This is a genomic window from Bradyrhizobium jicamae, assembly GCF_001440395.1.
GTDB lineage: Bacteria > Pseudomonadota > Alphaproteobacteria > Rhizobiales > Xanthobacteraceae > Bradyrhizobium > Bradyrhizobium jicamae.
The window spans coordinates 19,029-30,430 of the sequence record NZ_LLXZ01000183.1 but is presented as its reverse complement, the minus strand read 5'-3'; the positions used below and the strand labels follow the sequence as shown (position 1 = coordinate 30,430).

11 protein-coding genes are annotated in these 11,402 nt (G+C 65.1%); 8 read left to right on the top strand and 3 right to left on the bottom strand.

Annotation, left to right across the window (positions count from 1 at the left end; translation table 11 throughout):
• From CQ12_RS46860 to CQ12_RS30820, 3 genes are all read left to right on the top strand, one after another.
• The coding region (locus tag CQ12_RS46860; RefSeq protein ID WP_488226008.1) for an NAD(P)/FAD-dependent oxidoreductase at positions 1–865 on the top strand (865 nt) is incomplete at its 5' end.
• 50 nt (positions 866–915) lie between these two features.
• On the top strand, positions 916–2,085 hold the full coding sequence (locus CQ12_RS30825; protein ID WP_198164294.1) for an MFS transporter: 1,170 nt from the start codon (positions 916–918) through the stop codon (positions 2,083–2,085).
• The gene (locus tag CQ12_RS30820; protein WP_245310242.1) at positions 2,082–3,236 is read left to right on the top strand and encodes an MFS transporter; all 1,155 of its coding nucleotides are present in this window, start codon (positions 2,082–2,084) and stop codon (positions 3,234–3,236) included. The genes CQ12_RS30825 and CQ12_RS30820 overlap by 4 nt, the downstream gene beginning before the upstream one ends.
• 28 nt (positions 3,237–3,264) lie before the next feature.
• Here CQ12_RS30820 and CQ12_RS30815 read toward each other — a convergent pair whose 3' ends face one another.
• Complete coding sequence (locus tag CQ12_RS30815) at positions 3,265–4,137, bottom strand: DMT family transporter (RefSeq protein ID WP_057839046.1); 873 nt, start codon at positions 4,135–4,137, stop codon at positions 3,265–3,267.
• A gap of 269 nt (positions 4,138–4,406) precedes the next feature.
• Between CQ12_RS30815 and CQ12_RS30810 the strand changes: the two genes are divergently transcribed.
• The 3 genes from CQ12_RS30810 (at position 4,407) to CQ12_RS30800 (ending at position 6,867) form a co-directional block, all read left to right on the top strand.
• Positions 4,407–5,138 carry a sulfite exporter TauE/SafE family protein gene (locus CQ12_RS30810; RefSeq protein ID WP_057839045.1) on the top strand — a complete coding sequence of 244 codons (732 nt, stop codon included), beginning with the start codon at positions 4,407–4,409 and terminating at the stop codon, positions 5,136–5,138.
• Between the two features lie 308 nt (positions 5,139–5,446).
• Positions 5,447–6,331, top strand: a complete 885-nt coding sequence (locus CQ12_RS30805; protein ID WP_057839044.1) for a DUF1259 domain-containing protein — start codon at positions 5,447–5,449, stop codon at positions 6,329–6,331.
• Positions 6,332–6,618: 287 nt separating this feature from the next.
• Positions 6,619–6,867 (top strand): hypothetical protein, encoded by a 249-nt coding sequence (locus CQ12_RS30800; RefSeq protein ID WP_157088596.1) that lies wholly within the window; start codon positions 6,619–6,621, stop codon positions 6,865–6,867.
• Between the two features lie 26 nt (positions 6,868–6,893).
• On the opposite strand, the gene CQ12_RS30795 is transcribed toward CQ12_RS30800, so the two are convergent.
• Both CQ12_RS30795 and CQ12_RS30790 read right to left on the bottom strand, forming a co-directional pair.
• Positions 6,894–8,123 carry an MFS transporter gene (locus CQ12_RS30795; RefSeq protein ID WP_057839042.1) on the bottom strand — a complete coding sequence of 410 codons (1,230 nt, stop codon included), beginning with the start codon at positions 8,121–8,123 and terminating at the stop codon, positions 6,894–6,896.
• A gap of 10 nt (positions 8,124–8,133) precedes the next feature.
• Positions 8,134–8,706 (bottom strand): hypothetical protein, encoded by a 573-nt coding sequence (locus tag CQ12_RS30790; RefSeq protein WP_157088595.1) that lies wholly within the window; start codon positions 8,704–8,706, stop codon positions 8,134–8,136.
• Positions 8,707–9,082: 376 nt separating this feature from the next.
• On the opposite strand from CQ12_RS30790, the gene CQ12_RS30785 reads away from it, so the two are divergent.
• Positions 9,083–9,901: a chromate resistance protein ChrB domain-containing protein gene (locus CQ12_RS30785; RefSeq protein ID WP_057839040.1), complete on the top strand. Its 819-nt coding sequence runs from the start codon at positions 9,083–9,085 to the stop codon at positions 9,899–9,901.
• A gap of 11 nt (positions 9,902–9,912) precedes the next feature.
• Positions 9,913–11,301 carry a chromate efflux transporter gene (chrA, locus tag CQ12_RS30780; RefSeq protein ID WP_157088594.1) on the top strand — a complete coding sequence of 463 codons (1,389 nt, stop codon included), beginning with the start codon at positions 9,913–9,915 and terminating at the stop codon, positions 11,299–11,301.
• The last annotated feature ends 101 nt before the right edge of the window (positions 11,302–11,402 follow it).

The window sequence follows — 11,402 nt, the reverse complement described above, 5'->3', positions numbered from 1 at the left end:
CCCCGCCATTGGCGAAGCTGAAACCTCCGACAGGATCGCCTACGGGATGCCCGACGTGCTGGGCGGGGAGCGCGCGCGCTATGCCGGCAAGACCGTTGCGGTGCTGGGCGCCGGCCATTCGGCGATCGGTACGCTGATCGATCTGGCGAAACTCGCGCAGGAGGCGCCGAGCACCGAGCCGATCTGGCTGTTGCGCGGCGGCGATCCTGCCAAGGCATTCGGCGGCGGCGCCAACGACAAGCTGACGGCGCGCGGCGAACTCGGCGCGGCCTTTGCCGCGCTGGTGACCGCAGGCCGGATCAAGGTAGAAAGCGAGTTTCGCGTGTCGCACCTGATCGCCGACGGTCCTCGCCTCGTCGTCGGCGCCCTCTCTGCCTGCTCGGCGCGGCAGGTCGTGGTCGACGAACTGATCGTCGCGACCGGCTTCCGGCCGGATCTCGATTTCGTCCGCGAGCTTCGCATCCGCCTCGATTCCGCGATCGAGTGCCCGGTGGCGCTGGCGCCGCTGATCGATCCCAACATTCACAGTTGCGGTACCGTGCGCCCGCACGGCGCCCGCGAGCTGGCGCAGGACGAACCGGGATTCTACTTCGCCGGCATGAAGTCCTACGGCCGTGCGCCGACCTTCCTGATGCTCACCGGCTACGAGCAGGTGCGCTCGATCGCCGCCGACATTGCCGGAGATTATGCGGCCGCCGAGCGGGTCGAACTGGTGCTGCCGGAGACCGGGGTTTGCAGCCGCTCGCTCACGCCAGATGCCAGCAATTGCTGCGGCGGCCCTGCATTATCGGATGTTGACGCATGTTGCGTCGCGGACGAAAAAGCAAAGCAGCAAGGCAAGACGGGATGCGGTTGCGCATCCTGAAATAGGGAGTGAACGGAATCCCGCTGGAAGGCCGATCCGTCATTGTCGCGATGTGCGTGGGGCAGCTCGGCAGCCTGCTTCCGCACGTCGTCGTGCCCTCGATTCTGGCCGCATTCCTGATTCCAGAATGGCATTTGAGCGGCGCGCAGGCCGGCCTGCTGGCGGGCTCCGGCGCGGCCGGCTACATGCTGACCGTGCCGGTGCTGGCGACGCTCACCGATCGCATCGACGCGCGCAAGATCCTGATCGCGGGCTCGGCGGTCAGCGCACTCGGCACGCTGCTGTTCGGTGCCTTCGCCACCGGCCTGTGGTCGGGCGCCCTCTTCAATGCCATCGCCGGTATCGGCTTTGCCGGTGCCTACATGCCCGGCCTCAAGGCGCTGACGGACCGGCTCGCACCCGGCGATTCATCCCGCGCGATCACGCTGTACACGTCGAGCTTCTCGTTCGGCGTCGGCATGTCATTCCTGGTTTCGCAACTCGTGGCCGAGGCGTGGGGTTGGCGGACCGCGTTCTTCGTCACCGCCGCAGGCCCGCTCGTCATGCTTACCGTCTGCTTCCTGTTACAGCCGGTCGAGCCAAAGCCGGCGTCGGGCCGGCTTCTTGATTTTGGCCCGGTGTTCCATAACCGGAAAGCCATGGGCTTCGTGCTCGGCTACGGCGCGCATTGCTTTGAGCTGTACGGCATCAGGACCTGGATCGTGGCGTTCTGGACCTTTGTCGTTGCGCGGAACTCCGACGCTTCGATCCTGACGCCGGTCGTCGTCAGCGTGGTGTTCTCCCTGCTTGCCATGCCCGCGAGCATTCTCGGCAACGAATTCGCGCTCCGGTTCGGCCGCCACCGCGCCATCACGGCCGTCATGCTCGCCTCCGCCGCCGTGGCACTCCTGATCGGCTTCTTCGCCGACAAGTCGCCGTGGTTGCTGCTGCCCCTGATCCTCATCTATGCCATCACGGTACCTGCCGATTCCGGCGCGTTGACCTCGGGCATGTCGATGGCGGCCGACCCGAGCCATCGCGGTGCGACCATGGCGATGCACTCCACCGTCGGCTTTAGCCTCTCCGCACTTGGCGCGTGGGCGCTGGGTGTCGCGCTGGATGCGACCGGCGGTCCGCAGAGCGCGTCGGCATGGATGGCCGCTTTCTCGGTGCTGGCCGCCGGCATCCTGCTCGGCCCGCTGGCGCTAATGTGGTCGAGAAAAGAGACGCGACAATCGTGAACCAGCTTCCCATCATCTTAGCCCTCGGCACGACGCAGACGCTGGCCTGGGCGTCGAGCTATTACCTGCCCGCGATCCTCGCCGATCCGATCGCGCGCGATCTCGGCGTTTCCTCAAGCTGGGTGTTTGGCGCGTTCTCGGCATCGTTGGTGCTCTCCGCCCTGCTCGCCCCACGGATCGGACGTCAGATTGACCTCGTTGGCGGCAGACCTGTGCTGTCGATGTCGAATCTGATGCTGGCGGCAGGTCTCGCGCTGCTCGGCATGAGCACATCGGTCCCACTCATGATCGTCGCCTGGCTCCTGCTCGGCATCGGCATGACCACAGGCCTGTACGATGCCGCCTTTGCCGCGCTCGGGCGGATCTATGGCGATTCGGCCCGCCGCTCGATCACCGGCATCACACTGCTGGCCGGTTTTGCCTCGACGGTCGGATGGCCGCTATCGGCCTGGGGCCTGGAGACCATCGGTTGGCGCAACACCTGCTTTGCCTGGGCGGCGGCCCATATCCTGATCGGCCTGCCGATCAATTGGCTGATGCTGCCGGCGGTGAAGGGCGCAAAAGCCGCGGTGGCGGCAGCCGTCAAGCCGCATGTTCCCATCGACCGGACCATGATCGTGCTGGCCTTCGTATTTGCCGCAGCATGGACCGTCACCGGCGCGATGGCGGCGCATCTGCCGCGCATCATGGAGGCGGCCGGCGCGACCACCGCGCAGGCGGTGTTTGCCGGCGCGCTGATCGGCCCCGCGCAGGTGGCCGCGAGGATCTTCGAAGCGAGTTTTCTCAGCCGTTTTCATCCGCTGGTATCGACCAAGCTTGCCTGCATTACGAATCCGATCGGCGCTGTTATCCTGGGGCTGGCGGGCGGCGGCGCGGCCAGCGTGTTCGCGGTCTTTTACGGCTCGGGCAACGGCATCCTGACGATTGCGCGCGGCACGCTGCCGCTCGCAATCTTCGGCCCCGAGAATTATGGCTATCGCCTCGGCATCATCGGCGCGCCAGCGAGGATGGCACAAGCGGCGGCGCCGCTGCTGTTCGGGCTATTGATCGAGGCCATGGGCGCGCGGGTGCTGATCGTCTCCTCCGCGCTCAGCATCGCCGCTTTGCTGGCGCTGTTCCTGCTGCGGAAAGGACCGCAGACAGGGACCTGAGGAAGCTAATCGCTTCGGCGTGAGATAATCAGGTCGCCTCCGACGTCGCGATCCATATCCCCGCAAACACCGCGATCAGCCCGACGACGAGATTTAGCGTAATCGGCTCGCCGACCAGTTGGGTAGCGAGCAGTCCGGCCGCGATCGGGTTGACGGTCATGGTGTTGGCGACGCGCGTCGGCGATGCCCGCTCCAATGCGAGCACCCACAGGATGAACGCCAGCGCGCCGCCGGCGACGCCGAGATAGATGCCCGCGATCCATTGCGGCGTGCCGAACTGATCCAAGGCCGCGACACTGCCGGTGAACAAGCCAACCACGATCAGCGCCGCAGCGCCCGTCCCCATGCCGACGGTGAGGAAGCCCAGCGCGCTGGAGCGGCGGATGAACGGGCGGGACCAGACGTTGTAGAACGCCATGCAGAGCACCGCGCCCATCATGATCAGTTCGCCGCGCCACGCCCCCACAGGCGCCGCCGCAAGCCCGGAGGCGAGCGCAGCGACGACACCGAGCACGGCAATGCAAACGCCGATCGTTTTCCGCTTCGTCAGCGGCTCGATGCCGAGCAGCGCCCCTACCACCATGGTCTGAAGCGGCAGCGTCGCCAGCGCCAGCGAGGCGCGCGCCGCGGTCGTGTACGTCATCGCGATGTTGTAGAAAACGAAGAACACGCCGAAGAAAGCGAAGCCTAGCGCGGCGACGGCAGGCCAGTCTGCTCGCTGCGGCCATCTCGCCTTGAGCAGCAGCGCCGCGGGCAGCACGCAGAGAAAGCCAATGCCCCAGCGCAGAATGGCGAGCGTGATCGGATCGGCATTGCCGACGAGATAACGCGTGATCGCGGCCGCACTGCCGCCGAGGCTGCTGGAGACCAGTGCGATCGCAACCCCGACCCATTCGCTCAATGCCGCCCCCTGTCGCCCGCCCCTATCGCGCGATCATATGGTGCTGCAAATCGCGCACGCGAGTCTCGACGGCGCTTGCGACGAATCTTTCTGTCTTGCACCGCGCGATCTGTACGCAACTGGCGGCAACTGTCAGCAGCATCTGACGGTCACCTCGCACCTTGCGCGCGAGGCCATTCCGGGCTTAGCGTGTAACCGGGGAAGTCGCAGCCTCCCCGTGAAATGGCGATCCCATTCAAGCGCTGCTCGCTTTTCTGTGGAGCGGGCACATGGACGGGACGACACTCGAACTGACGCTGTTTCTTCTCGCGACCTTTGCGGGCGCGCTGGTCGCCGGTCTCTCCGGCTTCGCCTTTGGCCTCATCGCATCGGCGATCTGGCTCTACATCCTTACTCCCTTGCAAACGGCCACCCTGATCATCGCATTCGGGCTGATCGTGCAGGGCTATTCGGTCTGGAAGCTGCGCGGCGCGCTGGACTGGCGAAGGCTCTGGCCGTTCATGGCCGGCGCCGCGCTCGGCGTCCCCGTCGGCGTCAGCGTCCTGACCTTGGCGAACCCCGCCCATGTGCGCGCAGGCGTCGGCGCCTTCCTCATGCTCTACAGCCTCTATGCGCTGCTGCGGCCAGCGATTGCGCCGGTGAAGGCCGGGGGCGCCGCGGCCGACGCCGGGGTTGGTTTCCTCAACGGTGTGCTCGGCGGCATCACCGGGCTTGCCGGAATCCTGGTGACGATCTGGTGCGGCCTGCGCGGCTGGCCCAAGGACGTGCAACGCACGGTGTTTCAGCCGGTGGCGGTTGCGATCTTCCTCATGAGCGCATTGTGGATCGGCGCCAAAGGCGCGATCGCGCCAGATACAATGAAGCTGTTCCTGATTGGACTGCCGGCATTGTTCGCCGGCACCTGGGCCGGGCTCAAGCTGTACGGCCGGCTGGATGAAGCCTCGTTCCGGAAGGTGGTGCTGGTGTTGTTGCTGGTCTCGGGAACGGTGCTGATCATCTGATGGCAACGCGGAACCGGTGAACACCGGATCGCGTCCGGTCAATTGCGTGTGAGGGCTGCTGATGTCAGCGCGTGACGCGTTGACACTCCACGTCAGCGTGGCTGAATCCGGCCATGGGGGTTTGCGATCCCCCCACGAGGCGACATGCCGAAGTATCGCGTCCCGGTTTCCCGGAGGCGCATACGCATGCCCGAAATACCCTCTCTCATTCACATCCCGACATTCGACCGCGCTGCATCACGCAATGCGGGATAACGCCTGCCGTCCAGCCGAAGCTTTGGGGCGCGCCAAGCAAGAAGGAGAACGCCATGAAACACCCTCTCACACTACTCGCGCTCGGCGGCGCACTGCTGCTGTCGCATGCCGCCCGCGCTGAGGCTATCAACTGGAAGAAGGTGGATGCCGCCCTCGGCAAGACTGCCACGGTAAGCGGTGAAGTGCACCGTTACGGGCTGCCGCGATCCGATCTGCGCGTGACGCTCGACGGCATCGCGATCAAGCCGGCATTGGCACTCGGAGGCTGGGTCGCCTTCGCGCCCATGCAGGGAGAAGCGATGCTGATGGGCGACCTTGTACTGCTCGATACTGAGATTACCCCCGTCATGACGAAGCTGCTGAACAGCGGACTGGACATCACCGCCATCCACAATCACGTTCTCCGCGCCTCTCCCGCGACCTTCTACATGCATGTGGCCGGGCACGGCGACCCAGAGAAAATGGCGGCCGCGATACGCACGGCGCTTGCATCGGCAAGCAAGACGCCGTTCGATCCACCGGCCACCACCGCTGCGCCGCCGGTTGATCTCGACACCGCAAGGCTCGACGAGGCGATGGGCGCCAAGGGCACGGCAAACGGCGGTGTCTATCAGTACGGCATTCCGAGGCGTGATCCGGCCAAGGAAGGCGGAATACAGGTCAACACGCCGCTCGGCGGCGCGAACGCCATCAACTTTCAGCCGACCGGTGGCGGCAAGGCCGCCATAACGGGCGATTTCCTCGTGACCGGCAACGAGGTCAATCCCCTGATCCGCGCGCTACGCGCCGGCGGTATCGAGGTCACCGCGATCCATAGCCACATGCTGGCAGAAGAGCCGCGGATGTTCTTCGTTCATTTCTGGGCCAACGACGACGCCCTGAAACTGGCGCGCAACGTTCGCGACGCGCTCGACAAAACGGCCGTCGCGCAGCATTGATCGTAGCCCGTCAAGCCGCCTTCCGCGGCTTGACGTAGCGCTGTGAAAACAAGGCCAGGCGCCGCAGCCAGCCGCCGGGCATTCGCGGGACAAGCAGGTAACCAACTAGAGGTTGCATCCGGTCAGGTCCGCGAACTATCTCCTCAATCCATTCCTAAATTTCAATCAATTGCACCGAACCGGCATAGCACGCTGTCAAGAAGTTTTTGTCATGAGGACAGTAGCCGAAACTCGTTTCGGTAATTTCGGAGCTCGTATGGTGGAGCTCCCAGGCTGTGGAATCGACGATGCAAGAAGCGACCCGCCTACGTGAGCTGGAAGCCGAGTGCCGGCAGCGCGCGCTGAGCGAACCGGACAAGAAATGGTACTGGCTCGCGCAGGCCGCCAAGTATCAAGTGCAGGCCAGCCAGAAAATCGCCTTCCACTCCGAGGAGACCACCACCGCCGACTCTCCGGAAGTCAAGCTGGCGCAATGGTCGCATGGCCGTGACGAGCGACGGCTGGCCGGCCCCTACGCCGTGAAAAGCGAACGATAGCGCGATCTAGCGCCCCTGCCCTTGATTTAGCGCCCCTGCTCTTCCCGCGGCTTAATGTGCCGGAAGGAGAACAGGAGTGCGAGATCGTAAGCGATCTTGAGCGTGCCGCAGAGCACCAAAGGCAACCCCGTAAACGACGTCATCAGCAGCGCGCCCGCGATTGACGGGCTGATCGCCGATGCGAGGCTGCGCGGCACGGCGGTGACGCTGGCGGCTGCGGGCCGCTCGGCCGGCGTCACCACGGCCATGACGTAGGAGGTGCGGGTCGGAACGTCCATCTGCGACAGCGCCGAGCGCAGCAGCAATAGACCGAGCGCCACGTAGAGGTTCGGTGCAAACGCCGCCAGGATCAGGAAGATGCTGGAGGGAATATGCGTGAACACCATGGTGTTGACGAGGCCGATGCGTTTCGCGATCGAGGCCGCGACCGGATAGGAAAAAGCGCTCAGCGTGCCCGACCAGAAGAAAAGCAATCCGGCCGCTGATAATGACAGGTCGAAACGCTCGAACAGCCAGAGCACCAGCAGGGATTGGGCGACAAAGCCGCCGGCGAAGGCATCGATGCTGAACAGCGCCGCGAGCTTGTAGACGGTGCCGCGCGACGGCCCGAGCGGCGCTTGCGGCGCCTTCTCTTCTCCGCGCTGGTGCGGCACATAGCGATAGAGCGCCGTGCAGGCGATGCCGAGCGCGGCATAGGCATAGAACATCAGGCGGAATGCGGTGAGTTGCGTGCTGCCCCCGGCGACAAGGAAATCAGGCAGCGAGGCCGCGAGCGAACCCGCCGCCGTGCAGAGCGCGCCGATCAGGCTGTAGCGCGCGAACACCTGCGTGCGGCGCTCGTCGCTGGCGCCGTGCGCCAGCACCGCATGTTCGAGCGGCACCAGCACGCCGAGATCGCCGCCGGAAGGATTGATGGTGCCGATGAAGGCGACCAGCGCGATCAGCACAAAATGCTCGACGGCGGGAAAGGCGATGCCGGTCGCCGCCATCAGGCTGGCGCCCACGATCAATAACGGCCGCAGGTCGTGGCGCGGCGCGATCCAGCCCGTGATCAGCGTCAGCAGGGCGGTGCCGAGCAGCGACGCGGTCGCGACGATGCCGACCGCGACGGCGTCATAGCCCAGCGCGGTCATGTAGGCCGGCAGGATGATGATGGCAAACCCGTCGCCGAAGCCGCGCAGGCCGCGCGCGACATAGAGCAGCGGGATCAGTGCGGCGCCGGTCGACGCCTTCGGTTCGGTCGCGATATCGGTCATTCCGGCGTCCCTACGGCAAGGCGGTGATCGTTACCTGGTCGAAGCGCGTCACGCTGTCGGCCTTGGTCCATAGTGCAACACCGCCTGCATCGCTGAACGTATCGTCCTTGACCTCGAACAGCGCCGCTCCGTCATAACTCACCGTGAACCGGTCGCCTTCGGCCCGCAGGGCAAGGATGTGCCATTCATTCGAGGTTACGCGAATGTTTGATGTGCCGAGCTGCTGCCGCCGGCCGGCGACGACGCGATAGAAGCGGACATTATGCTCAAGCGCGTTGGCGCGGGCGACGTAGTGATTGTCGGGGTCCGCAAGCCGCACGACAATGCCGCCGGCCTGATCGATCCTGCCCGCGACGGGCTTGAAGCGGATCTGCATGACGAGATCCTTCGCCGAAAAGTTTTCGTGGATCGCGAGCGGAAAGCGATAGTCGGTGCGGTCCGCGCTCCGCTGCTCGATCGCGCGGCCTGCCTTGGTCGTCGGGTCAGCGACGACAATCCAGTCGCCTTCCGCGCCGCTGCCGGTCCGCGCAAACGTAAAGCCGGCCGGCGGGGAACCTATACTCATGCGATCGATGGCAATCATGACGGCTTCTCCTGCCGTGGACGCGGAGAGTCCGGCGCATGCCAGCGCGGCCGCGGCGAGCGCTGCACGCAGCATTGACCTGATGGGACAAAAAAATAGCGGCCCTGAACCATCCATGTGCGCTTCTCCCGACACGTCGGGTGTGCGCAGAGCTTGGACGATGGGCCGTCTGACGGGGAGCCTGCTTTGTCCCCGGTGGACAAAGATTAGGCCTGATTACGGACACGCGCAAGCACGCAGGATGGATGGAGCATGCGGAACCGGTTGACAGCCGAAGCGGTGCGCGCTTAATTTCCGCGCATGGGGATACTGCGATCTCCCCACGAGGCGACATGCCCAAGTATCGCGTCCCGTTTCTTTTGACGAGGGCGCAGCCATGTCATCCTACACCACGATATCTCCAGACAAACTTGCACGATTGATCGGAACGGCAAATGCGCCGGCGCTGATCGACGTTCGTACCGACGAGGATTTCGCCGCCGACCAGCGGCTGATTCCGGGCGCCATCAGGCGCAGTCATCAGGACGCCGGCGAATGGAGCGGCAAATTTGCCGGCAACGCAGCCATTGTCGTCTGCATGCGCGGGGCAAAACTCGCGCAAGGCACCGCGGCCTGGCTGCGGCACGCCAATGTTGCCGCGGAGACGCTTGAAGGCGGCTTTGAAGGCTGGAAGGAAGCAAACCTCCCGCTGGTGAACGCATCGAAACTGCCGGCCCGCGACGCGCAGGGCCGGACCGTCTGGGTGACGCGCGCGCGGCCAAAGGTCGATCGCATCGCCTGCCCCTGGCTGATCCGCCGCTTCGTCGATCCGAACGCCGTGTTCCTGTACGTGGCACCTTCCGAGGTCGTCGCCGTCGGTGAGCGCTTCAACGCAGCACCGTTCGACATTGAAAACGTGTTCTGGAGCCACCGCGGCGAGCTCTGCACCTTCGATGTCATGGTCGAAGAGTTCGGCCTCGCAACACCGCCCCTGCTGCGGCTGGCGGCGATGGTGCGCGGCGCCGACACTGGAAGGCTCGATCTGTCGCCGGAGGCGCCCGGACTGTTAGCCGCTTCCCTCGGCCTGTCGCGCATGTTCGACGACGATCTCGAGCAGCTCGAAGCCGGCATGACGCTGTACGACGCGTTCTACCGCTGGTGCCGCGACGCGACCGGTGAAACGCACAACTGGCCGACCAACAAGGCGAAGCCGTGATGGATGCCACGATGGAAAAGACGATCGATGCCGGCGCAAGCCGGCATCTCGATCACGGCATCAGCTTCGCTGAAGCCTTTCGCGTCTGGCTGCGGGTCGCCGTGCTCAGCTTCGGCGGCCCGGCCGGGCAGATCGCGGTGATGCACCGCATCCTGGTCGAGGAGAAGAACTGGATATCCGAGAGCCGGTTTCTGCATGCACTGAACTACTGCATGCTGTTGCCGGGCCCGGAGGCGCAACAGCTCGCCACCTATATCGGCTGGCTGTTGCACCGGACCGCCGGTGGCATCATGGCCGGCGGGCTGTTCATCCTGCCCGGCATCATCGCCATCATGGGGCTGAGCTACGTGTACACGGCCTATGGCAATGTCGGCTTCGTCGAGGCGGTGTTCTTCGGGCTCAAGGCCGCGGTGCTGGCGATCGTGGTCCACGCGGTCGTCCGCGTCGGCAGGCGGGCGTTGCGTAACCGGGTGATGATCGCGCTCGCGGCGATCGCCTTTGTCGCGATCTTCTTTTTCAACGTCCCCTTCCCGATCATCATCATCGCGGCCGGCCTGATCGGTTATCTCGGCGCGAAAAGCGGGCGGCCGGAGTTCGCCGCCATCGAACACAGCGGCGGCAAGAAGACCGCGGCGGTGGACAGCCTGCTCGGCGAGGAGTTGCCGGAGCATGTTCATCCAAGCGTGGCGCGGGCGCTGAGGGTGAGTTCGGTGTGGTTGTTGCTGTGGGTGGTGCCGGTGGCCGTGCTTTTGATCGGGCTCGGCCAGGCCAACGTGTTCAGCCAGATCGCGCTGTTCTTTTCCAAGATGGCGATGGTGACGTTCGGCGGCGCCTATGCGGTGCTGGCCTATGTCGCCCAGCAGGCGGTCGAGCATTATCACTGGCTGCAGCCGCGCGAGATGCTCGATGGACTCGGCATGGCGGAAACCACGCCGGGGCCGCTGATCATGGTGCTGCAGTTCGTCGGCTTCATGGCTGCCTACCGCGATCCCGGCGCGTTGTCGCCAATGGTCGCGGCGACACTCGGCGGACTATTGGCGACATGGGTCACCTTCATCCCCTGCTTCCTCTGGATCTTCCTCGGCGCGCCCTCCATCGAGACGCTGCGCGGCAACAAGGGGCTCGCGGGGGCGCTCTCCGCCATCACCGCGGCGGTCGTCGGCGTGATCCTCAATCTCTCGATCTGGTTCGGATTGCACACGCTGTTCCGGCAGACGACGCCAGTCCGCTCGTTCGGCCTGTCGTTCGACATGCCCGTGTGGGGAAGCCTCGATGTTGCAGCCTTCGTGCTGGCGGCGGCCGCTGCGACGGCGATCTTCCGGCTCAATATCGGGATGTTGTGGGTGCTGGCCGGATCGTGCGCGGCGGGCGTGGCGCTCAGGTTTGCGGGGGTGGTGTGAGCGAAGCGAAAGATTCGTAGGGTGAGCAAAGGCGCGTAGCGACGTGCCCACCATCGATCGCGTATTCATCGCGAATGGTGGGCACGCTGCGCTTTGCCCAC